The sequence below is a fragment of the Lentzea xerophila genome (genome assembly GCF_051094245.1).
GTDB classification, from domain to species: Bacteria; Actinomycetota; Actinomycetes; order Mycobacteriales; family Pseudonocardiaceae; genus Lentzea; species Lentzea xerophila.
Window position 1 is genome coordinate 7330436 of the sequence record NZ_CP194934.1, and the last position, 23114, is coordinate 7353549.

Here is a 23114-nt window from a genome sequence, read left to right on the forward strand (position 1 = left end):
AAGTCCAGGCGTTCGGCCTGTTCTCCCTATGATTTCCAGGTGGAACTCGACGCCGTGGACTGGAAGATCCTGACGCTGCTCCAGCAGGACGGGCGGATGTCGTTCACCGCGCTGGGGCGTGAGGTGTCGCTGTCCGCGCCGGCGGTGACCGAACGGGTGCGCCGGCTGGAGGCGCTCGGCGTGATCACGGGCTTCACCGCGGTGGTGTCGCCGGCACGCCTGGGACTGCCGATCGAGTCGATCGTGCGGGTGCGGGTGCGGTCGCTCGACACGCCGCGGTTCCGCGCACAGGTGCTGGTGCTGCCGCAGATCCTCGACGCCGACCACGTGACCGGCGACGACTGCTGGTTGCTGCGGGTCGTCTGCCGGTCGATGGCCGAGTTGGAGGAGCTCGTCGAGGTGATGCAGCGGTACGGCGACACCACCACGTCGCTCGTGTTCTCCTCCCACGTCCGCAACCGCCCGTTGTCGCCCGAGCTGTTGGGTCAGTCCCAGCGGTACTCGGACCAGTCGGAGACCGCGCGGAAACCGATGCCCTGGTAGACGGAGTTCGCCGTGGGGTTGGCGAGGTCCGCGGTGAGCACGACGTGGTCGACGCCTTCGCCGTACGCCCACTGGCTGATCGCCGCGGTCGCCGCGGCCGCGTAGCCGTGCCGGCGGTGCTCGGGCGGCGTGTAGACCGGGCCGACCCGCGACACCCCGCCGACCGGGGCCGTGCTTGCGGCCCAGGACACCGGGACGCCGTCGACCAGCCACAGGACGTGCCCCGCCGACATCCACCGGCTGTCCATCGCCCGCTTCTCGGCCTCCTCGCGCGGGAGTCCGTCCAGTTCGGCCACGAACCCGATCCACCATCCGGTGATCAGGTCGTCGTCGGCCGGCGTGGCGAGTCTCGACTCACCCGGTACGTCCGGCACCACCAGGTCCTCCAGCCGGTACAGGCGCAGGGCGTAGACCTCCCTGCCACCGTCGCGCCAGAGCGTGCGGAAGGCCTCGACCCGCTCCCGCGTTCCGGTGACCTCGTCGATCTCGTGTCCTTCGAGTGCGTTCACGACGACGGTCGCCGCGGCCGGTGGCATCGCGGCGACGTGCAGCGGACGACCCTCCATCCTGGTCACCGCGCCGACGACGGTTCCGTTGTCGTGCAACGAGATCAGCGTGACCGCCGGTCTGCGTCCCTGCAGCGCGGCGTCCAGGCCGGTCAGGTGCACGCTGTTGTTCACGGGATCGGCGGCGAGGAAGTCGCCCGCCACCGCGAGGAAGTCGTCGATGTCGTCGTGGCTCAGTGTTTCCACCAGAACTCCGCCCAGTCGTCGAGTGGTTCATAGCCGATGCGTTGGTAGATCGAGTTCGAGATCGGGTTGGTCAGGTCCGCGAACAGCAGGACGTCGGTGGCGCCCTGGTCGAGGGCCCACTGGCTGACCAGCGCGCTGACCGCGGCGCCGTAGCCGTGTTTGCGGTGCTCGGGCGGGGTGTAGACCGGGCCGACCCTGGACATGCCGGCCTGCGGGAGGCTTGCCGAGGCCCAGGCGACCGGGGTGCCGTCGACGATCCAGAGGGCGTGGCCGTTGCCCAGGCGGAGGGAACCGCGGACGACCTCTGTCGCCGGTTCGTCCGGGGCTTCGGGCACCGCTTCCCTGGTGAACGCCTGGCGCCAGGCGCCGAGCAGCTCGATGTCGTCCTCGGTGGCCAGTCGGCCGGATCCCTCGACGGCCGGCGGGGTCAGGGTGGTGAGGCGGTACTGCCTGGTGGCCAGGGACTCGGTGAAGGTCCTGCCGGTCGCTGTGGCGAACGCCTCTGATCTGTCCCGCGGACCTGTCACACCGGGGGCGTCCGGGTCGATCTCGCCGGCGATCCGCGCTGCCAGTTGTGCCGCGGCGACCGGGAGATCCGCCGCCTGGAACGGCCAGGGCGGGGTGCGGACCAAGGAACCGATCACGTTCCCGTTCTCGTGGAACGTGATCAGGGTCGGCGGATGTTCGGCCGGCAGGCGGCGGATGCGGTCCAGTGAGGTGAGCGCCACCGTGTTCCGCACCGGATCGGCTGCCAGCCGATCGTGGGTAGCGGCGTCGAAGGAGTCCAGGCTGGCGTGCACGACCGCGTCCATGGATCCATCAGATCAGGTCGGGCAAGCGATAATCCGGACATGCAGAAGACCCCTGAGGGGAGCACCGAAGTGCTCGACCCTCAGGGGTCTTCTGAAAGATTGTCCGGCGGCGACCTACTCTCCCACACCGTAACCAGTGCAGTACCATCGGCGCAGAAGGGCTTAACTACCGGGTTCGGAATGGGACCGGGTGTTTCCCCAACGCTATAACCACCGAAACTCTGTGGAGTTGTACCTGCGGCGATCGGAATGCCGCTCGGTTCTTCCAGAACCGCACAGTGGATGCGTAGCGTCTTTGTAACAAGTCCTCGGCCTATTAGTACCAGTCAGCTCCAACCGTTACCGGTCTTCCACCTCTGACCTATCAACCCAGTGGTCTAGCTGGGGGCCTTAACCCACGAAGGGTGGGATACCTCATCTTGGAACGAGCTTCCCGCTTAGATGCCTTCAGCGGTTATCCCTTCCGAACGTAGCCAACCAGCAATGCTCTTGGCAGAACAACTGGCACACCAGCGGTCCGTCCGTCCCGGTCCTCTCGTACTAGGGACAGCCTTCCTCAAGTATCCTACGCGCGCGGCGGATAGGGACCGAACTGTCTCACGACGTTCTAAACCCAGCTCGCGTACCGCTTTAATGGGCGAACAGCCCAACCCTTGGGACCTACTCCAGCCCCAGGATGCGACGAGCCGACATCGAGGTGCCAAACCATCCCGTCGATATGGACTCTTGGGGAAGATCAGCCTGTTATCCCCGGGGTACCTTTTATCCGTTGAGCGACCACGCTTCCACAAGCCATGGCCGGATCACTAGTTCCGACTTTCGTCCCTGCTCGACCCGTCAGTCTCACAGTCAAGCTCCCTTGTGCACTTGCACTCGACACCTGATTGCCAACCAGGCTGAGGGAACCTTTGAGCGCCTCCGTTACTCTTTGGGAGGCAACCGCCCCAGTTAAACTACCCACCAGGCACTGTCCCTGATCCGGATCACGGACCGAGGTTAGACATCCAATACGACCAGAGTGGTATTTCAACGATGACTCCACACTGACTGGCGTCAGCGCTTCACAGTCTCCCACCTATCCTACACAAGCCGAATCGAACACCAATACCAAGCTATAGTAAAGGTCCCGGGGTCTTTCCGTCCTGCCGCGCGTAACGAGCATCTTTACTCGTAATGCAATTTCGCCGGGCCTGTGGTTGAGACAGTCGAGAAGTCGTTACGCCATTCGTGCAGGTCGGAACTTACCCGACAAGGAATTTCGCTACCTTAGGATGGTTATAGTTACCACCGCCGTTTACTGGCGCTTAAGTTCTCAGCTTCGCCCCGAAGGACTAACCGGTCCCCTTAACGTTCCAGCACCGGGCAGGCGTCAGTCCATATACATCGTCTTGCGACTTCGCATGGACCTGTGTTTTTAGTAAACAGTCGCTTCTCGCTGGTCTCTGCGGCCAGCTGACCCTAGCCCGCGAAGGGCTTCAAGTCCTCTGGCCCCCCTTCTCCCGAAGTTACGGGGGCATTTTGCCGAGTTCCTTAACCACAGTTCGCCCGATCGCCTCGGTATTCTCTACCTGACCACCTGTGTCGGTTTGGGGTACGGGCCGCGTGAAAGCTCGCTAGAGGCTTTTCTCGGCAGCATGGGATCACTCTACTTCGCCTCAATCGGCTACGCATCACGTCTCAGGATATATGCCTGGCGGATTTGCCTACCAGACTCCCTACACGCTTGCACCAGTACTACCACTCACTGGCGGAGCTACCCTCCTGCGTCACCCCATCGCTTGACTACTACAAGTTCAGGTCCCGCGCTCCACAGTCAGCTAGACCCCGAAGGGTTTTCGCTGGTGCTTCGGGCGGTTAGTATCACAAGGTTCATCATGGGCGCGTTCACACGGGTACGGGAATATCAACCCGTTGTCCATCGACTACGCCTGTCGGCCTCGCCTTAGGTCCCGACTTACCCTGGGCGGATTAGCCTGGCCCAGGAACCCTTGGTCATCCGGCGGACGAGTTTCTCACTCGTCTTTCGCTACTCATGCCTGCATTCTCACTCGCATAGCGTCCACGGCTGGATTACTCCGCCGCTTCAACCGCTACACGACGCTCCCCTACCCATCCCAGCTCAAGGCTGAAATGACACAGCTTCGGTGGTGTGCTTAAGCCCCGCTACATTGTCGGCGCAGGACCACTTGACCAGTGAGCTATTACGCACTCTTTAAAGGGTGGCTGCTTCTAAGCCAACCTCCTGGCTGTCTGTGCGACCCCACATCCTTTCCCACTTAGCACACACTTAGGGACCTTAGCTGGCGTTCTGGGCTGTTTCCCTCTCGACTACGAAGCTTATCCCCCGCAGTCTCACTGCCGCACTCTCACACCACGGTATTCGGAGTTTGGTTGATTTCGGTAAGCTTGTGGGCCCCCTAGACCATCCAGTGCTCTACCCCCGCGGTGAAACATACGACGCTGCACCTAAATGCATTTCGGGGAGAACCAGCTATCACGGTGTTTGATTGGCCTTTCACCCCTAACCACAGCTCATCCCCCAGGTTTTCAACCCTGGTGGGTTCGGGCCTCCACGCGGTCTTACCCGCGCTTCACCCTGGCCATGGCTAGATCACACCGCTTCGGGTCTAGACCACGCGACTCAAGCGCCCTATTCAGACTCGCTTTCGCTACGGCTACCCCACACGGGTTAACCTCGCCACGTAGCACTAACTCGCAGGCTCATTCTTCAAAAGGCACGCCGTCACCCCTAAAGGCTCCGACGGATTGTAGGCACACGGTTTCAGGTACTATTTCACTCCCCTCCCGGGGTACTTTTCATCTTTCCCTCACGGTACTAGTCCGCTATCGGTCACCAGGGAGTATTTAGGCTTAGCGGGTGGTCCCGCCAGATTCACAGCGAATTTCACGAGTACGCTGCTACTTGGGAACACTCTAAGCAGACATCGGGTTTTCGAGTACGGGAGTTTCACCCTCTACGCTCACGCTTTCCAGACGCATTCCTCTAACCACAATGTTTTCTGACTGCTTGTCAGTCCGGCAGAACTGACCAAGAGGTCCCACGACCCCGTACACGCAACCCCTGCCGGGTATCACACGAGTACGGTTTAGCCTCATCCGCTTTCGCTCGCCACTACTCACGGAATCACGGTTGTTTTCTCTTCCTGCGGGTACTGAGATGTTTCACTTCCCCGCGTTCCCTCCACATACCCTATGTGTTCAGGTATGGGTGACCCCACATGACTGGGGCCGGGTTTCCCCATTCGGAAATTCTAGGATCTCAGCTCGGTTGACAGCTCCCCTAGACTTTTCGCAGTCTCCTACGTCCTTCATCGGCTCCTGGTGCCAAGACATCCACCGTATGCCCTTACTAACTTGCTACAAAGATGCTCGCATCCACTGTGCAGTTCTCAAAGAACGAACGGTCACCATCTCTTCTGTGCTGCTCGCCTGCCTGGCTCGGAAGCCGGCGGTTCGAGGGCTGAGATGATCCGATCTGCTGAAAGACACAAAAAGCGTGTTCTCTCAGGACCCAACAGCGTACCGATCCGTTCATCCAGCCCTCTCGACACCTTTCCACGCACCCGAAGGCGCAGTACTCACTGTCGTGACAACCGAACGTCTAGCCAGCCAGCATCCACTAATGAGCCCACCCAGCATCAAGGCTGGTGTGGTTCTGACCGATGCTCGGGACATTCGCCCAAGGTCATCGGTAGATGCTCCTTAGAAAGGAGGTGATCCAGCCGCACCTTCCGGTACGGCTACCTTGTTACGACTTCGTCCCAATCGCCAGTCCCACCTTCGACCGCTCTCCCCCTTGCGGGTTGAGCCACGGGCTTCGGGTGTTACCGACTTTCGTGACGTGACGGGCGGTGTGTACAAGGCCCGGGAACGTATTCACCGCAGCGTTGCTGATCTGCGATTACTAGCGACTCCGACTTCACGGGGTCGAGTTGCAGACCCCGATCCGAACTGAGACCGGCTTTATGGGATTCGCTCCACCTCACGGCTTAGCAGCCCTTTGTACCGGCCATTGTAGCATGTGTGAAGCCCTGGACATAAGGGGCATGATGACTTGACGTCATCCCCACCTTCCTCCGAGTTGACCCCGGCAGTCTCCCATGAGTCCCCGGCATTACCCGCTGGCAACATGGAACGAGGGTTGCGCTCGTTGCGGGACTTAACCCAACATCTCACGACACGAGCTGACGACAGCCATGCACCACCTGTGAACCAGCCACAAGGGAGGCTCTATCTCTAGAGCTTTCTAGTCCATGTCAAGCCCAGGTAAGGTTCTTCGCGTTGCATCGAATTAATCCACATGCTCCGCCGCTTGTGCGGGCCCCCGTCAATTCCTTTGAGTTTTAGCCTTGCGGCCGTACTCCCCAGGCGGGGTGCTTAATGCGTTAGCTGCGGCACAGAGGGCGTGGAAGCCCCCCACACCTAGCACCCACCGTTTACGGCGTGGACTACCAGGGTATCTAATCCTGTTCGCTCCCCACGCTTTCGCTCCTCAGCGTCAGTGTCGGCCCAGAGACCCGCCTTCGCCACCGGTGTTCCTCCTGATATCTGCGCATTTCACCGCTACACCAGGAATTCCAGTCTCCCCTGCCGAACTCAAGTCTGCCCGTATCGACCGCAGGCTTGGGGTTAAGCCCCAAGTTTTCACGGCCGACGCGACAAACCGCCTACGAGCTCTTTACGCCCAATAAATCCGGACAACGCTCGCACCCTACGTATTACCGCGGCTGCTGGCACGTAGTTAGCCGGTGCTTCTTCTGCAGGTACCGTCACTTGCGCTTCGTCCCTGCTGAAAGAGGTTTACAACCCGAAGGCCGTCATCCCTCACGCGGCGTCGCTGCATCAGGCTTTCGCCCATTGTGCAATATTCCCCACTGCTGCCTCCCGTAGGAGTCTGGGCCGTGTCTCAGTCCCAGTGTGGCCGGTCACCCTCTCAGGCCGGCTACCCGTCGTCGCCTTGGTAGGCCATTACCCCACCAACAAGCTGATAGGCCGCGGGTCCATCCCATACCGCCGGAACTTTCCACCCTCCACCATGCAGTAGAAGGTCGTATCCGGTATTAGACCTCGTTTCCAAGGCTTATCCCAGAGTACAGGGCAGGTTACCCACGTGTTACTCACCCGTTCGCCGCTCGTGTACCCCGAAGGGCCTTACCGCTCGACTTGCATGTGTTAAGCACGCCGCCAGCGTTCGTCCTGAGCCAGGATCAAACTCTCCAATAAGGATTGTGTTTGATCGCTCCAGACGGAATATGTCTGGCAATCTGGTATTTCATCTCAAAGGAATACCCCGACGAGGGGTATTCATATTACTGGCTGTGTTTCGGCACGCTGTTGAGTTCTCAAAGAACACGCGCTCACCGGTTCCAGTCTCCGTTTTCGGAGGCTTTCTCTCGGGGCTTGTGACTGTGTTTCTTGCTTCTGTAGCTTAGCTAGTTCGTTTTCGCTTTGTCAAATCAGCCGTTTCGGCTTCTTTGGCTCCGCGCAAACTCGCTTCGCATTCAGTTTTTGCTTGGTTCAGAAGTTATCTGAGTGGCTTTTCCGGTGTCAAATCGGGGTCGTTTTCAGATCCCGGACAGCACGGTAGGCCGTTCATTTACTTCTGGGGGTTTGACGCCGTGAGACTTTACCCGGCCCGATCCGCGGTGTCAACCGCTCGTTCCGGGGTCTCGCTTGCGACCTGGAGAAAGTTACTCACGGGGAGGATCAAAGTCAAATCGCCTGGTCAGCGGGCTGCTTGATCGGCACGGACGGCGTCGGAGCAGCCGGCTTGGCCCCAACCGGACGCGGACGGAGCCACAGCGTGATGGAACGAAGACCCTCCATCGCCCGCACGATCTGGTCCGGCGCGGCGGCCTGACGGGTCGCCACCGGCACCAGGTCGTAGCCCCAGACGCCGAACTCCTTGAGGACCGTCACCGGATCGTCACCGAAGTCGGCCGTGGCCGTTGCCGAGAACTCCAGGAACACGTGCGGCCGGTCGCGACGCAACAGCCGTACGAGACCCGCGAGAGCGCGGTGCCCACGTCCAGGCGTGTCGACCCGCACGACGGAAAGCTTCATGCCCTGCACCAAGGCGATCTCTTCGAGCTCCTTGTCCAGGCGCACCGCCCGAACGCGGGCCACGTCGTCCGGGGCGTCGGCGGCCAGCGGCGACACCGACACACCACCGGTCAGCGTCGGCGAGACGGCGAGCTCCCCCGTGCTCTCCCACGCCGCGCCGTCGACCACGGTCAGCCGGGACGCGACGGCGGCGGGCAGGTTCGCCGAGACGTTGTGCCTCAGCAGGGCGGCTGCCGACGCATCCGGTTCAACGGCGACAACGGCGCCCATCAGCCCGATCCGCGACAACACACGAATCGAGTGGTAACCGACGTACGCGCCGACGTCGAGGAAGATCCCGTCCGGCTCCAGCACGGAGTCGAGCGCTTCCGCGAGGTCCGGCTCCCACACGCCGTTGGACGACAACAGCGGAAGCATGAACGCATCGTCGGAGGGCAGCCGCAACATGCCCGCGTCGCACAACACCAACGACGAACGCACTTCAGGCGCGTCACCCGCGGCCTCGTGCTGACGCACCACCACGCGGCGCAACGCGTCCGCGGTCCGCTGGGCGTGACTGGCCGCACGGATCGCGACGTCCAGCCGCGTGTCGCGCTCGCGGAACACCTCGACGACCTTCGACTCCAGCGAGTCGATGCGGTCCAGGGTCCGGTCCAGGGCGACGGTCAGCTTGTCGATCCGCTCGGCCAGCACCTCGTCCGACTTCGCGCGCTTGGCCGCCTCGGCGACCACCGCGTCCTCGATGTCCCGCAGCCGGCGGCCCTGACCGGCCATGTCCGCGCGCACGCGCACGACCCCGTCGTCGACGCCGACCAGCTGGTCGCCGAAGTGCGCCTGCCGTTCCGCGACCTGCTCGACCTCGGCGCGCAGCAGCTCGAGCTCGCCCGCGCCGACGCCGGCCTTCAGCGCGTCCTGCCGGTTGACCAGCTCGGACACCGTGCGCTCGACCCCGTCGATCAGGGTGTGCAGCACCTGGCGCATGTGGTTGTCGTAGTGGTCCAACGCGCGCAGGACGACCTTGCGCAGCGCGGGTGCCATCGGTGTCCGATGAGGGCCGTCCACGGTCGGCTGCCGCAGCAACGCGTGCTTGGCCGACTGCAGGGCGAGCATCGGGTCGACCTCGGACTTCGGCTTCGGACGGCGTGCCCGCCATCCGCGGTACGCGTGCTCGACGCGTTCGCGCAGAATCTCGCCAACGCGCGAGACCGAGCGCACGGACAGGACGTGCTCACGTCCGGCCGCACCCAGCGCTACGGCCGTGGGCAGGTCATCGGCCAACGAGCGCAGCAACCGCGAGGCCGCCTGCACATCCGGTTCGGCACCCTGGTGACACGGCACGAGAACAGCCGTCTTGCCGAACAGCTCGGCAACGGCGCCGTGGTCGGACGCCACGATCGGGACTCCCCGCACCGCCAGCTCGGCCAGGCGCAGCGCGATCCGGTCGTCCGCCCCGCCGCGGTGCAGCGACACCACAGCGTCGGCGGTCAGGCACACGTCAGTGTCCTCGACCAGGGAAATCCGCTGGTCGGAGGCGGTGGCCAGGCGCAACCGCTCGGCGGCCTCGGGATGCTCGTGCGCGCCGGACACCGCGATCCGCAGCTCGACGTCCGTCCGGTCCGGGAACGCGCTCAGGAACGCCGACACCGCACCTAGGACGTTGCCCGGCCGGTCCAGCCCGTGGTCCGCGATCGCCGCGAACACCACCACGTCGCCGGCCGAGTGCTCACGCTCACCGACGTCGTGCACCGGCACGGGCACCACACGCACGATGGGTCCGCCGATGCGTTCAGCGGCGGCACGTGACACGTCTGACGAGAGCCAAAGCTCGTTCACGCCCGTGCGGTCGTCCGCGGCGGTGGCGTCCAACGCGACGTCGACGACGAACCGTCCGGCTGGCACCTCGTCCGAAGAAGAGGCACGCACCACGACGGGATAACCGGCGGAAGTCGACACCGGCAGTCCGGACGCACGGGCCGCGGCGAGCATCAGCTCCGCCACCGGTCCCGATCCCACGACGGACACGCCGAGCTGGTCGAGCAGCGCCGGGCCTTCCGACCGGGGCTGCGGCACGGCGGGTGCCGGCAGGCGTCCGGACGCCACGCCGACTCCGGCACACCACTCGCGCCAGGCGTCGGCGTCCGCACCGGACGGCGCGGGGAACTGCTGCCGCAGCGACGCGTCGGCGCGCCACACCGCGTCGGCCCAGCGCGTGCCGCCGGTCTCGGTCTGCTCGCACGCCCACATGAGGAACCCGCCACCGCCGTCCTCACCGAACGCCGGCGGTGGCGCCGGCTCGGCGGCCCGGTAGTCGGCGCGCAGTTCGGACGGGATCGAGGTGCCGTCGATCAGCGAGTCGAAGCGGTACGGCACCGGCGCCACGGACCAGCCGGTCCGGACCAGTTCGGCGCGGTAGGCCTGGCAGAGCTCGGCGACCTCGGGGTACTCCGAGAGCAGCACGCGGGGGCGTTCCGCGAAATCGGCGGACAGCAGCCACGGCCGGCGCGGGTCGAACCCGCGGAAGTGCACGGTCAGCAGGTCCTGTCCGACGACGGCCAGAGACCCGGACTCGGTGCGGTGCAGCGGCCGGTCGGCAACGTTCCACACGGACAACCCGACCCGTGCGTCACGTACGACGTGATGCGGCACGATCGCCGGCATGGTCAACGAACCCAGGTAGGGCTCGGAGCCCGCGCCGACCGCGATGAAACCGGGGTCGAACGCGCCCTGGTCGTGCAGGTCGGAGGGGCCGGGCTGCAGGCCGTCGGACGCCAACGGCCGTAACGTGCGTGGCAGCAGCACGACCGGTGCGGTGCGCAACGCCTCCAGCACGAGCTTCGTCAACGACCCGAACACCTGGACCCACGGGTCGAGGTACAGCACGGGCATGCCCTGCGACAGCAGCGCCTCCAGCAGCCGCGGCACCATCGCGGCCTTCAGGCCATCAGCGTCCAGCGAGGTCGCGAGCACGTGCAGCTCGAGCTCGGACACGCCGATCTCCAGCGGCGTGATCAGCCCGGGTCCCGCGTGCTCCGGCTGCGCGTCGACGACCAGCGCGATGAACCGGCCCTCGGGGTGCTCCGCGAGGAACGAGCTGGACAGGACCTTGACCGCGGGCAGTTCCGCCGCCGTGGCGACCGTGCACGCACAGATCGTCGGCTGGAACTCGGGTACGTCAGTCACGGAGAGCACGTGTCTGCCTCACAGCATGGGAAGAAGTGTGCGCAACTCGTACGGGGTGACGCTACGACGGTACGCGTCCCACTCCGTCCTCTTGTTGCGCAGGAAGAAGTCGTAGACGTGCTCGCCCAGCGCCTCGGGGAGCAGTTCCGAGTTCTCCATCTCGGCGAGCGCCTCACCGAGGTTCTGCGGCAGGTTCGCATACCCCGCCGCACGCCGCTCGCGGTCCGTCAGCGACCACACGTCGTCCTCGGCGGGCGGCGGCAGCTCGTAGCCCTTCTCGATGCCCCGCAGGCCGGCGGCGAGGACCACCGAGTAGGCCAGGTACGGGTTGCACGCGGAGTCCAGCGAGCGGACCTCGACGCGGCGTGACGACGACTTGCCCGGCGAGTACATCGGCACACGGACCAGTGCGGAGCGGTTCGCGTGACCCCAGCACACGGCCGTGGGTGCCTCACCGCCGACGATCAGCCGCTTGTAGGAGTTCACCCACTGGTTCGTGACGCCGGAGATCTCGCGCGCGTGCTTGAGGATGCCCGCGACGAACTGCTTGCCGATGTCGGAGAGCTGGAACGGGTCTTCCTCGTCGTAGAACGCGTTGCGGTCGCCCTCGAACAGCGAGAAGTGCGTGTGCATGCCCGAGCCCGGCTGGTCGGAGAACGGCTTGGGCATGAACGAGGCGCGCACGCCCTGTGTGATCGCGACCTCCTTCACCACGTAGCGGAACGTCATGACGTTGTCCGCCATGGTCAGGGCGTCGGCGTAGCGCAGGTCGATCTCCTGCTGGCCGGGCGCGCCCTCGTGGTGGCTGAACTCGACGGAGATGCCCATGGCCTCCAGCGCCTCGATGGCGTGGCGGCGGAAGTGCGTGGCGGTCTCGTGCGAGGTCTGGTCGAAGAACCCGCCGTTGTCGGCGGGGATCGGCTCGCTGCCGTCGCCGGGCAGGTCCTTGAGCAGGAAGAACTCGATCTCGGGGTGCACGTAGCAGGTGAACCCGGCCTCGCTGGCCTTCGACAGGGTCCTGCGCAGCACGTGGCGCGGGTCGGCCCACGACGGGGAGCCGTCCGGCATGGTGATGTCGCAGAACATGCGCGCGGAGTAGTTCGTGCCCTCGGGTGTCTGCCAGGGCAGCACCTGGAACGTGGCGGGGTCCGGCTTCGCGACCATGTCCGACTCGTAGACGCGGGCGAAGCCCTCGATCGCCGAGCCGTCGAACCCGATGCCCTCGCTGAAGGCACCCTCGAGCTCGGCCGGCGCGACCGCCACGGACTTCAGGAAGCCCAGGACGTCGGTGAACCAGAGCCGGACGAACCGGATGTCGCGTTCCTCGAGCGTGCGGAGCACGAACTCCTGCTGGCGGTCCATAGAGCGCAGCTTAAGGGCTTCGGACTCTCTACGATCAACGCATGTCCGCCCGTTGGTTGTTGGTTTGCGCACTCGCCCTGCTCACGAGCTGCACGTCCGGTGGAGATCTCCCCGATGGTGCGACTTTGCTCTCCCAGTCGGCCGAGTCCATGCGCTCGGTCAAGAGCGTCCACTTCACCATCAAGGTCGACGGTGAGCTCCCGGACGTGCCAGTGAAGGAGGCCGACGGCGACCTGACCTCCGCCGGTGACTCGAAGGGCACCGCGAAGGTCACGTTCGGTGGGCAGCTGCTGGCCGTCGAGTACGTGCTGACCGGCGGAAACCTGCACTTCAAGGGCCCGACCGGCGGGTATACCAAGCTACCGGCGGCGTTCGCGGGCCAGGTGTACGACCCGTCCGCGATCCTGAACCCCGACAAGGGCGTGGCGAAGGTCCTGTCCTCGGCCAGGGACGCGAAGACGAAGTCGTCCGGTGACGTGTCGGTGGTCGAGGCGACGGTGCCGAAGGACGTGGCGGCCGGGCTGGTGCCGGGCATCTCCGCCGACGTGAAGTCGACGTTCTCGATCGGCACGGACAACAAGCTCAAGAGCGCGCTGTTCGAGCTGCCGGGCGGTCAGAAGGTCGACATCGGGCTGACCGACTTCGACCAGCCCGTCACGGTCACGGCGCCCGCGTAGATGAGAAAGGTCGCCCTCGCCGCGTCCGGCGCGGCGGTGTTGCTGGGGGCACTCGACGCGTACGTCGTCGTCGGTGTCCTCACGGACATGGTGCGCGATCTCGGCATCGCGGTGAACGAGCTGGAGCAGGCCACGCCGATCGTCACCGGGTACCTGCTCGGGTACGTGGCGGGCATGCCGTTGCTCGGGCAGCTGTCGGACCGGCTGGGGCGGCGGTTCGTGCTGCAGGTGTCGCTGCTCGGGTTCCTGGTGGGCTCGGTGGTCACGGCGCTGGCCGCGGACGTGCCGCTGCTGGTCGTGGGCCGCGTCGTGCAGGGTCTCGCCGGTGGCGCGTTGCTGCCGGTCACGATGGCGCTGGTCGCTGACCTGTGGGAAGAGCATCGGCGATCCACCGCTTTGGGAGCGGTGGGTGCTGCCCAGGAACTGGGGTCGGTGCTCGGCACGCTGTACGGCATCGCAGTGGCGACGCTGTTCAACGCGTTGCCGTTGTTCGAGGCGTGGGAGCCGCAGAGCTGGCGGTGGATTTTCTGGGTGAACATCCCGTTGGCGGTCATCGCGATGGTGATCGTGCAACGGACCGTGCCGAACACACGGCGTGAGGTGCGCGTCGACGTCGTGGGCGGGGTGCTGCTCGCTCTCGCGTTGTCGTTGCTGGTGGTGGCTCTCTACAACCCGAAGCCCGCCGAGTCGGTGCTGCCGTCGTGGGGCTGGCCGGTGCTGGCAGCGGCTTTCGTGGTGCTGAGCGCCTTCTTCTTGTGGGAACGCCGTGCTGCTGTGCGACTCATCGATCCCGAAGGCGTGCGGTGGCGGCCGTTCTGGGCCGTGCTCGGGGTGTCGCTCGCCGCCGGTGCCGCGCTGATGGTGACGCTGGTCGACGTGGAGCTGTTCGCGCAGACCGTGTTGCGCCACGACTCCGCGGCGGCGGCGACGCTGCTCACCCGCTTCCTGGTCGCGTTGCCGATCGGTGCCGTCCTGGGCGGGTTCCTCGCTGCCCGGATCGGCGACCGGTGGGTGTCCTTCGGCGGTCTCGCGATCGCGTCGGTGTCGTACGTGTTCATCGCGCGGTGGCCCGCTGACGTCAGCGGGTTGGTGCTCACGCGTGACCTGGCCATCGCCGGTTTCGGGCTGGGCCTGGTCATCGCGCCGTTGTCCGGTGCTGTGCTGCGGGTGGTGCCTGCTGTGCGTCACGGCGTGGCGTCGGCGTTCGTCGTCGTCGCGCGCATGACGGGCATGCTCGTGGGTGTGGCGGCGTTGTCCGCGTGGGGACTCCACCGGTTCCGCGAGCTCACGGCAGACCTGAACACGCCGCTGCCGTTCGGCGTCGAACCCGCTGAGTTCCAGCGGCAGATGGCCGAGTACCAGCGCGGGCTCACCGAGGCGCTGCTCACCGAGTACCACGAGATCTTCCTGATTACGGCGGTGATCTGCGCACTAGGAGCGCTGGGGTCGGTCTTCCTGCCCGGCAAGCGTCAGCAGACCGAGTCCGTTTCGGGCAGTCTCAGGTCCACCAGGTAGTTCGTGCCCACGCCGTCCACGCAGCCGATGCCCGCGAGGAACGCCGTGTGCTGGTTTCCGTTGTACGTCAGCAAACGCGCCCCGAGCGCCTGCGCGAGGTCCACGCCGGACTGGTAGGGCGTCGCCGGGTCGCCGGTCGTCGAGATCACCAGCACCTGCGGCAGCCCGTTCACGTTCGGCGGATGCGGTTCGGACGTGTGCGGGGCCGGCCAGAACGCGCACGGGCCGAGCGCGGTCTCGTCGCTGGGAATCGTGTCGTTGCCCAGGAGTTCCAACAGCCTCCGACGGTTGGACTCCAGCGTGGCGCGGTCCTTGACCGGTGGTTCGTCGACGCAGCGGATCGCCACGAACGCGTCCTGGATGCGGCTGTAGGTGCCGTCCTGGGCGCGGCCGAGGTACTGGTCGGCGAGCTGCAGCAGGGTGGTGCCGTTGTTCTGCTTCAGTTCCTGGAGGCCCTTGAGAGCGGTCTCCCACAACCGGTCCGTGTACATCGCCTGGATGATCGCGGTGTTCGCGTCCGAGTGGGACAGCTTGCGCTCGCCCACCTGCAACGGGGTCTTCTTCAGCGGTTCGATCATCTGCCGGAACTTCGACTCGGCGGCCGCCGTGTCCGTCCCGATGGGACAGTCGCGCTGGGCGCACCAGCCGGCGAACCGCTGGAACGACTCCTCGAAGCCCTGCGCCTGACGTGCCGACGCGGCCACCTTGTCGCCGTCGACCTCCACCGCGCCGTCGAGCACCATCGCGCGCACGTTGCGGGGGAACATCTCGGCGTACAAGGTGCCGATGCGCGTGCCGTAGGAGTAGCCGAGGTAGCTCAGCTTCTTCTCCCCCAACGCGGCGCGCAGCACGTCGACGTCCCGCACGACGTCACGGGTGCCGACGTTGCGCAGCAGGTCGATGCCGCTGCGTTCGGTGCACCGGTCGACGAAGAACTTGTTCTCCTGTTCGGTCTGGTTCGCGCTCTCGCCCTTGGGACGCAGGCGTTGCGCATCGCGTTCGGCGTCGGTCAGGCACTGGACGCGGGGCTGGCTCGCCCCGACGCCGCGCGGATCGAAGCCGACGACGTCGAACCGCTTGCCGACCGGGTTGCCCGGCTGCATGTTCGCGACGTGCGCCATGCCCGAGCCTCCCGGACCGCCGGGGTTCACCACGAGAGAGCCGACCCTCCGCTCCTTCTCGGCGGCGGGCCGGCGTAACAGTCCGACCGTGATCGTCCCCGCGTCCGGCTTCGCGTAGTCGAGCGGGACCTGCAGGCGCGCGCACTGGATGCCCTCGCGCTCGAACAGGCCCTTGCTCTTCGCGTCGGTCGCGTAGGGCTGGCACGCGCCCCACGACAACACCTGCGAGTAGAAGCGCTCGATGCCCTTACGCCCCGCGACCGGCTTGCCGTCGATGCGCGCGTAGGACGTGGACGTGCTGAGCACGACGATCAAGGCGAACAGGGCCGCGGTGACTCGGGATCGCCTCTTCGTCATTAGGCGCACCGGGTTCCGTCGGCGGGCAACGTCTGGTCGATCAGGTACTTCACGCCGGCCTCATCCACGCACCGGTCGCCCTGCAGGAAGATCGTGTGCTGGACGCCTTCGAAGGTGAGCAGCCGCGAGTTGAGCGCTTTGGCCAGGTTCACGCCGGCCTCGTACGGCGTGGCCGGGTCACCCGTCGTGGAGATGACCAGCAGCGGCGGGATGCCCTGCGCCTTGGGTGGCTCGGGGCTCGCGGACACCGGGGCGGGCCAGAACGCGCACGAGTCGAGGGCGGCACCCGGCGGGTTGCCGTCGTCGAGGAACGGCGCCGCCGCCTTGTACTGCTTCGCGGTCTCCAGCAGGGCGTTCTTGTCCGTCAGCCGGGGGTCGTCGACGCAGTGCACGGCGTTGAACGCGTCGGTGATGGTCGAGTACTGGCCCTGCTCGTCACGGTCGAAGTACGCGTCGGCGAGGGCCAGCAGCCTGGTGCCCTTGCCCTCCTTCAGCTCCTTGAGGCCTCCCAGCAGGATCGGCCACAGCTGTTCCGAGTACATCGCCTGGATCGCCGCGGTGATGGCGTCGTTGTAGGACAGCTTGCGGTTGCCGACGTCGACCGGTTTCTGGATCAACGGGGTCGTGAGCTGCCGGAAGCTTGCGTTGGCGTCGTCGCCGAGCGGGCAGTCGTTCTTCGCCCGGCACCACTTGACGAACTCGTCGAACGCCTTCTGGAAGCCGGCGGCCTGGGCGACCAGCGACGCGAGCTGGTCCTGGGTCGGGTCGACGGCTCCGTCGAGGATGAGCGCGCGCACGTTCTGGGGGAAGGTCTCGGCGTACTCGGTACCTATGCGGGTGCCGTACGAGTAGCCGACGTAGCTCAGCTTCGCGTCGCCGAGCGCAGAGCGAAGGACATCCATGTCCTTAACTACGTCCCGCGTGCCCAAGTTGGCGAGCATTGCCGCCCCGAATTTTGTCCCGGCGGCACACTTCTCGGCATACGCCCTGTTCTCTTGCTCCGTTTGGGCGATTCCGGCCGGGCTGGTGTCGATGTCGAGGTCCAGGCGCTCGGCGTCGCGCTCCGGTCCGGTGAGGCAGTGGACCGCCGGTTCGCTCGCGCCGACGCCCCGCGGGTCGAACCCGATGAGGTCGAACCTCGCCGCGAGCTCCGTCTTGCGGTACTCCGTGATCATTCCGGCGGCCGACGCCATGCCGGACGCGCCGGGACCGCCGGGGTTGGTCAGCAGCGACCCGATCTTCTGGCCGGTCGCCTTGTACCTGAGCACGCCGATCGTGATCGTGTCACCGGTTGGCTTCGTGTAGTCGAGGGGAACCCTCAGACGGGTGCATTCGACGTCGCGCTTCGTGCCGTACGCCTGCCTGCTCGACCCCGTCGTGGCGTAGGGAGCGCAGTTCTCCCAGGCGAGCTGCTGGCCGTAGAACTCCTCCAAACCGGCGGGGACGACCCCGGCCGGACCGGTCTTCTCGAAGGACACGCCCGACTTGGCCGTCCCCTCGATGATCGACGTGCACGACGCGAGCAGCGGAATGACGAGCAACACGCTCAAGAGACGGACCACAGCTCGATGGTATGGGAGATGATGAGGGCATGCCGCAGCTTCGGATCGCGCTAGCCCAGGTCAACGCCACTGTCGGCGACCTCGGGGGCAACGCGTCGTTGGTCGTGGAGTGGACGCGCAAGGCCCGTGAAGGCGGCGCGCACCTCGTGGTGTTCCCCGAGATGGTGCTGACCGGCTACCCGGTCGAGGACCTGGCGATCCGCACGTCGTTCGCGCGGGCGTCCGCCGAGGCGCTCGAGGCGCTGGCCGGGTCCCTGGAGTCGGCCGGCCTCGGTGACGTCGCCGCCGTCGTCGGGTACCTGGAGCACGACTCCGTGGGCCCGCGCAACGCCGCCGCCGTGCTGCACGGCGGGCGTGTCGTGGCGCGGCAGAGCAAGCACCACCTGCCGAACTACGGCGTGTTCGACGAGCGCCGGTACTTCAAGCCCGGTTCGTCGCTGGACATCGTGCGGATCAACGGTGTCGAGGTCGGCATGGTGATCTGCGAGGACCTGTGGCAGGACGGCGGCCCGATCACCGCGCTCGGCGACGCCGGCGTCGACGTCGTGGTCTCGCCGAACGCTTCGCCGTACGAGCGCAAGAAGGACGACCAGCGGCTGCCGCTGGTGGTCCGCCGCGCGGCCGAGGCCCGCGCGCCGCTCGCCTACTGCAACCTGGTCGGCGGCCAGGACGAGCTGGTGTTCGACGGTGACTCGCTGGTGGTGGGCGCCGACGGCCAGCTGGTCGGGCGCGCGCCGCAGTTCGTCGAGCACCTGATGCTCGTGGACTTCGACGTGCCGGGTGGCCGCGAGTACGAGCAGGGCCAGATCGGCGACTTCTACGTGCGCCGCGTGTTCCTCTCCGACGCTTTTCCGGCCTACGAACCGCTGCCCGCGCCGCGCGTGTTCGAGCCGCTGTCCGACGAGGCCGAGGTGTGGCACGCGCTGGTGACCGGCCTGCGTGACTACGTGCACAAGAACGGGTTCCGGTCCGTTGTGCTCGGTCTGTCCGGTGGCATCGACTCGGCCGTTGTGGCCGCACTGGCCGTGGACGCGCTCGGCGCCGACTCGGTGTACGGCGTCTCGATGCCGTCGTCCTACTCGTCCGAGCACTCGCGTTCGGACGCCTCGGACATGGCCGCGCGGACCGGCCTGCACTTCACCACCGAGCCGATCGGCGAGATGGTCGACGTGTACGTCTCGCAGCTCAAGCTGACCGGTCTGGCCGAGGAGAACATCCAGGCCCGGTGCCGGGGGATGCTGCTGATGGCGCTGTCCAACCAGCACGGCCACCTGGTCCTCGCGACCGGCAACAAGTCCGAGCTCGCCGTCGGGTACTCGACGATCTACGGCGACGCGGTCGGCGGGTACGCGCCGATCAAGGACGTGCTGAAGACGCTGGTCTGGGACCTCGCCCGGTGGCGCAACGCCGAGGCGGAGAAGCGCGGCGAGGTGCCGCCCATCCCGGAGAACTCGATCTCCAAGCCGCCGTCGGCCGAGCTGCGGCCCGGTCAGGTGGACAGCGACTCGCTGCCGGACTACGAGATCCTCGACGCCTTGCTGGACGACTACGTCCACTGCGACCACGGGTACGACGCCCTGCTGGCCGCCGGGCACGCGCCGGAGCTGGTGGACCGCGTGCTGCGGATGGTGGACAAGGCTGAGTACAAGCGGCGGCAGTACCCGCCGGGCACGAAGATCTCGAACAAGGCGTTCGGGCGGGACCGGCGGTTGCCGATCACGAGCGGATGGCGCGAGGGCTGACCCCCGCTCCACCTGCAGGAGTGGAGCCTGCTCCACCGCGCGGACGTCGGCGTGCCAGCTACGTTTCTCACCATGAAACGGATCTGGGCGGCGCTGGTCTACCTGGCGACCGGGCTCCTGACGGCCATCGCGTCGTGGCTCGCGCTGGGCGTGCTGCTGCTGTCGGTCGTGATCCTGCCGTTGCTGCCGGTCACCGCACCGCTCATCCGGCGGGTCGTGGACTTCGACCGGCAGCGGCTGGCGCGCTTCACCGGCGTCGAGGTGCCGACCTCGCCCCCGCTCGACGGGCCGTGGCTGCACCGCGCGCAGCGGGTGCTGGCCGATCCGGACAGCCGGCGCGACGGCATGTGGCTGGCGGTGCACGCCCTGTTCGGCACGCTGTTCGGCGCGATCGCCATCGGTGTCCCCGGTGCGCTGGTGCAGCAGCCGGTGGCGGCGTTGTTCTGGTGGACGGTTCCGGGCGGGATGGAGAACTCGTTCGGCGTCCTCATCGACTCGTGGGCGAAGGCGTCGCTGAGCGTGCCGATCGCGATCGTGCTGGCGTTGGTCGTCACGCGGTTGCCCCAGCTGGCGGAGCTGGACGCGAGGTGGGCGCGGAAGCTGCTGGCACCACCGAAGGCCTCGCTCGAGAAGCGGCTGGCCGAGGTCGTCGCCACGCGGGCGGCCGCGCTGCAGGCGCACGGGGCCGAGCTGCGGCGCATCGAGCGGAACCTGCACGACGGCACGCAGAACAAGCTGGTCGGCGTGGTCATGATGCTCGGCATCGCGGAACGCACGCTCAAGCAGAACCCCGACAACGCGTTGCAGGCGCTGCTCAGGGCGCAGGACGCGGCGGGTGACGCGCTCGAGGAGCTCCGCAACGTCGTCCGGAGCATCCACCCGCCGGTGCTGGACGACCTGGGGCTGGACGGCGCGATCCAGGCGCTGGCGGCGCGGTGCCCGGTGCCGTGCGTGCTCACGGCCGAGCACCTGGGCCGGTTGCCGGCGGCGGTGGAGGCGGCCGCGTACTTCGCGGTGGCCGAGGCGCTCACGAACGTGGCCAAGCACAGCGGCGCCAGGCACGCGTGGGTCAGCCTGGGCATCGACACCGACCGCCTCACCGTCGTGGTCCACGACGACGGCAAAGGCGGCGCCGACGAGAAGCACGGGACGGGGCTGGACGGCATCCGGGGCAGGGTGGCGGCGCTGGACGGCACCGCGGATGTGAGCAGTCCCGAGGGTGGCCCTACCGTTCTCACCGTCGTGCTACCTGTGGGGAAGTGACCATGCGCATCGTGATCGCCGAAGACGACGCTCTGCTCCGCGAGGGGCTGACGTTGTTGCTACGCAACGAAGGCATCGAGGTCGCCGCGGCGACCGACAACCCGGACGACTTCCTCGACGCCGTGGCCGAGCACGAGCCGGACATCGCCGTGGTCGACGTGCGGATGCCACCGACGTTCACCGACGAGGGCCTGAGGGCGGCGGTCGAAGCACGCCGGAGGCACCCGAAACTCGCGGTGCTCGTGCTCTCCGCCTGGGTTGAGCAGAGCTACGCGCACGAACTGCTCGCCGGTGCTGGTGGCGGCGTCGGCTACCTGCTCAAGGAACGCGTCGGCCGGGTCGCGGACTTCCTCGACTCGCTGCACCGGGTCGCGAACGGCGGCACGGCGCTCGACCCCGAGGTCGTGTCGCAGCTGCTGGTGCGGCGCAAGTCCGACGACGCGCTCGGCGTGCTGTCACCGCGGGAGCGCGAGGTTCTCGGGCTGATGGCGGAGGGGCTGTCCAACGCTGCCATCGGGGAACGTCTGGTGATCAGCGCGGGGGCCGTGCACAAGCACATCGGGAACGTGTTCCTGAAGCTCGGGCTCAACAGTGAAGACGGCTCGGGTGACCGTCGCGTTCAGGCCGTGCTGGCGTACCTGGACCACTGAGGACGGACGCGACTGCTGATCCCGTTCGTCAGAGCAGCCCATAGCTCCTCGCGTACGCGCCGAACCCCGGCCCCGTGCAGGGCAACCTCATACCGCTGTCGCGCAGCATGTCGATGAGGTTGCCCGATCCTCCGTGACCACTCCACGAAGAGCTGGATCTCGTGGAGCTCGTCCAGGGCCTTTACCTGGAGCCACGGCAGGTCGAGTGCGTTTCGGAGCAGCGGGTGGTTCTCGGCACCGCGGCTGATCTCTTCCTTGACGATCGCGGTGGTCCAGCACGCACGACTGCTGAGCAGCTCGCCGAGAACGTCCAGCCGTTCGATCAAGGCGAAGTGCGACAAGCACATGGTGTCGAGGATCAGCGGCTTGTCGCGCCTCATGGCGCGACTTCGTCGTCAGGCACGACAGGCAGGTCGCTCTCGACCACCTGACCGTGCAGGAGCTCGACCGCACGTGATGACGTCACCAGGTCACGCTTCCACGCCTCCATCACTCCACTCGCATAACTGCGGGGCACCCGGATGGCATCGAGGTCGGGCTGCGGAGCCCAGCCGACGCGTCCATCAACTCCGCCTTGGTCGGTGTCCGCTGCCGCCATCGCCGAGCCTCGGCGGCATCGATGACCTCGACCAGCTGCGCCTGACGAGTCGCCAGTGACCAGGACGTGCGGTACCTGGCCGCCAGTTCGACGAGTCCCTGCCGGCCATCCAGCTTCGCCACCACGTCGGAAGGAAGCAGCAGCTCGGCCGCGAACGCGTCGACCACGGCTTCCCTGTCGCGCGGTGACGCGTGTACTCGGATGTCATTGGAGTACGGATCCCCGAGCACCATGTGTCCGAGTTCGTGCGCCGCTGCCGCCCGCCGGCGCCCCGGATCACCGGACCTGCTCACCACCGCTACGGCCAGGGCGTCGTCCACCACCATGGATGCGCCATCACCTGGCAGATCGGCCAGGAGCACGAACTGACCGGCGTGCTCGCAGAGATCCATCAGGGTGTGAATCGGCTCGAAGGCCAGGTCAGCGTCGTACCTGAGTTGCAACGCGACACGCCTCGCATCGTGTTCGTTCGCGACAGCACCCTCGTGGCGGTACAGCCTCCTGCGCTGCAGCCTCCCGAACTCGATGAGCTGCTGGACGTCTCGCGACCAGGACTCCAGCCGCGCTTCGAGACGGTGGGCCTGCCTGCCCGCGTCCGTCGCGGTGTCCTCACTCAGTTCGGCACGTCTCGACAGCACCGCCGGTGCGCTGTGCAGGAAGTAGTCGAGCGGCACGTTCAGAGCGGCGGCCAGCCTGGTCAACTCCAATGCGTCGACCTTGCGCGTACCCGCCTCGATCTTGGCGATCATGGTCCGGTCCAGTGACAGTGCCGTACCGAGATCAGCCTGAGAGAGGCCGGCACCGATCCGGGCGTCACGCACCCGCTCGCCCACCCGGCTCCACTCCCGCATATCCGCCATGGTGCGATTTCGCACATCCTGACAGCTGCGTCACAG

14 protein-coding genes and 3 rRNA genes are annotated in these 23114 nt (G+C 66.4%); 7 read left to right on the forward strand and 10 right to left on the reverse strand.

The window, feature by feature from the left end; translation table 11 throughout:
• The first annotated feature begins 39 nt into the window (after window positions 1-39).
• Window positions 40-543, forward strand: a complete 504-nt coding sequence (locus ACRSBM_RS34985; protein WP_434450324.1) for an Lrp/AsnC family transcriptional regulator — start codon at window positions 40-42, stop codon at window positions 541-543.
• On the opposite strand, the gene ACRSBM_RS34990 is transcribed toward ACRSBM_RS34985, so the two are convergent.
• From ACRSBM_RS34990 to ACRSBM_RS35020, 7 genes are all read right to left on the reverse strand, one after another.
• Window positions 486-1295 carry a GNAT family N-acetyltransferase gene (locus tag ACRSBM_RS34990; protein ID WP_434450326.1) on the reverse strand — a complete coding sequence of 270 codons (810 nt, stop codon included), beginning with the start codon at window positions 1293-1295 and terminating at the stop codon, window positions 486-488. The genes ACRSBM_RS34985 and ACRSBM_RS34990 overlap by 58 nt on opposite strands.
• Entirely contained in the window at window positions 1283-2107 is an 825-nt protein-coding gene (locus tag ACRSBM_RS34995) for a GNAT family N-acetyltransferase (RefSeq protein ID WP_434450328.1), read from the reverse strand. Before ACRSBM_RS34995 ends, ACRSBM_RS34990 begins: the two co-directional genes overlap by 13 nt.
• A 101-nt stretch (window positions 2108-2208) precedes the next feature.
• Window positions 2209-2325, reverse strand: a 5S ribosomal RNA gene (gene rrf, locus ACRSBM_RS35000).
• A 78-nt stretch (window positions 2326-2403) separates the two neighbouring features.
• Window positions 2404-5488 (reverse strand): 23S ribosomal RNA (locus tag ACRSBM_RS35005).
• Between the two features lie 346 nt (window positions 5489-5834).
• Window positions 5835-7351, reverse strand: a 16S ribosomal RNA gene (locus ACRSBM_RS35010).
• The 16S, 23S and 5S rRNA genes sit together here, the layout of an rRNA operon.
• 489 nt (window positions 7352-7840) lie before the next feature.
• Window positions 7841-11371, reverse strand: coding sequence for an FkbM family methyltransferase (locus ACRSBM_RS35015; protein WP_434450330.1), 3531 nt, complete (start codon window positions 11369-11371; stop codon window positions 7841-7843).
• Window positions 11372-11389: 18 nt separating this feature from the next.
• Complete coding sequence (locus ACRSBM_RS35020; protein WP_434450332.1) at window positions 11390-12733, reverse strand: glutamine synthetase family protein; 1344 nt, start codon at window positions 12731-12733, stop codon at window positions 11390-11392.
• A 41-nt stretch (window positions 12734-12774) separates the two neighbouring features.
• Here ACRSBM_RS35020 and ACRSBM_RS35025 point away from each other — a divergent pair, with 41 nt between their 5' ends.
• Both ACRSBM_RS35025 and ACRSBM_RS35030 read left to right on the forward strand, forming a co-directional pair.
• On the forward strand, window positions 12775-13410 hold the full coding sequence (locus ACRSBM_RS35025) for an LppX_LprAFG lipoprotein (RefSeq protein ID WP_434450334.1): 636 nt from the start codon (window positions 12775-12777) through the stop codon (window positions 13408-13410).
• A complete protein-coding gene (locus tag ACRSBM_RS35030) occupies window positions 13411-14925 on the forward strand; it encodes an MFS transporter (protein ID WP_434450336.1) in 1515 nt (504 codons plus the stop codon).
• Here the strand turns inward: ACRSBM_RS35030 and ACRSBM_RS35035 are convergent.
• Together ACRSBM_RS35035 and ACRSBM_RS35040 are read right to left on the reverse strand one after the other, a co-directional pair.
• The gene (locus ACRSBM_RS35035) at window positions 14880-16403 is read right to left on the reverse strand and encodes an alpha/beta hydrolase (RefSeq protein WP_434450337.1); all 1524 of its coding nucleotides are present in this window, start codon (window positions 16401-16403) and stop codon (window positions 14880-14882) included. The two genes, ACRSBM_RS35030 and ACRSBM_RS35035, sit on opposite strands and share 46 nt — an antisense overlap.
• Window positions 16403-17965: an alpha/beta hydrolase gene (locus ACRSBM_RS35040; protein ID WP_434450339.1), complete on the reverse strand. Its 1563-nt coding sequence runs from the start codon at window positions 17963-17965 to the stop codon at window positions 16403-16405. The genes ACRSBM_RS35035 and ACRSBM_RS35040 overlap by 1 nt, the downstream gene beginning before the upstream one ends.
• Before the next feature lie 29 nt (window positions 17966-17994).
• On the opposite strand from ACRSBM_RS35040, the gene ACRSBM_RS35045 reads away from it, so the two are divergent.
• The 4 genes from ACRSBM_RS35045 (at window position 17995) to ACRSBM_RS35060 (ending at window position 22051) form a co-directional block, all read left to right on the forward strand.
• Complete coding sequence (locus ACRSBM_RS35045) at window positions 17995-19707, forward strand: NAD+ synthase (protein WP_434450341.1); 1713 nt, start codon at window positions 17995-17997, stop codon at window positions 19705-19707.
• 72 nt (window positions 19708-19779) lie between these two features.
• Window positions 19780-20970: a sensor histidine kinase gene (locus tag ACRSBM_RS35050; RefSeq protein ID WP_434450342.1), complete on the forward strand. Its 1191-nt coding sequence runs from the start codon at window positions 19780-19782 to the stop codon at window positions 20968-20970.
• Between the two features lie 2 nt (window positions 20971-20972).
• Entirely contained in the window at window positions 20973-21620 is a 648-nt protein-coding gene (locus tag ACRSBM_RS35055) for a response regulator (protein ID WP_434450344.1), read from the forward strand.
• A 161-nt stretch (window positions 21621-21781) separates the two neighbouring features.
• Entirely contained in the window at window positions 21782-22051 is a 270-nt protein-coding gene (locus ACRSBM_RS35060) for a hypothetical protein (RefSeq protein WP_434450346.1), read from the forward strand.
• A 58-nt stretch (window positions 22052-22109) separates the two neighbouring features.
• Here ACRSBM_RS35060 and ACRSBM_RS35065 read toward each other — a convergent pair whose 3' ends face one another.
• Window positions 22110-23069, reverse strand: a complete 960-nt coding sequence (locus ACRSBM_RS35065) for a helix-turn-helix domain-containing protein (protein WP_434450348.1) — start codon at window positions 23067-23069, stop codon at window positions 22110-22112.
• Window positions 23070-23114: the final 45 nt, after the last annotated feature.

Bases quoted from the DNA above. Each gene is read 5' to 3' on its own strand.
- ACRSBM_RS35065 (WP_434450348.1), bottom strand. From the start codon at position 23,069: ATGCGGGAGTGGAGCCGGGTGGGCGAGCGGGTGCGTGACGCCCGGATC.
- ACRSBM_RS35035 (WP_434450337.1), bottom strand. From the start codon at position 16,403: ATGACGAAGAGGCGATCCCGAGTCACCGCGGCCCTGTTCGCCTTGATC.
- ACRSBM_RS35045 (WP_434450341.1), top strand. From the start codon at position 17,995: ATGCCGCAGCTTCGGATCGCGCTAGCCCAGGTCAACGCCACTGTCGGC.
- ACRSBM_RS34995 (WP_434450328.1), bottom strand. From the start codon at position 2,107: ATGGACGCGGTCGTGCACGCCAGCCTGGACTCCTTCGACGCCGCTACC.
- ACRSBM_RS35055 (WP_434450344.1), top strand. From the start codon at position 20,973: ATGCGCATCGTGATCGCCGAAGACGACGCTCTGCTCCGCGAGGGGCTG.
- ACRSBM_RS35020 (WP_434450332.1), bottom strand. From the start codon at position 12,733: ATGGACCGCCAGCAGGAGTTCGTGCTCCGCACGCTCGAGGAACGCGAC.
- ACRSBM_RS35025 (WP_434450334.1), top strand. From the start codon at position 12,775: ATGTCCGCCCGTTGGTTGTTGGTTTGCGCACTCGCCCTGCTCACGAGC.
- ACRSBM_RS35030 (WP_434450336.1), top strand. From the start codon at position 13,411: ATGAGAAAGGTCGCCCTCGCCGCGTCCGGCGCGGCGGTGTTGCTGGGG.
- ACRSBM_RS35050 (WP_434450342.1), top strand. From the start codon at position 19,780: ATGAAACGGATCTGGGCGGCGCTGGTCTACCTGGCGACCGGGCTCCTG.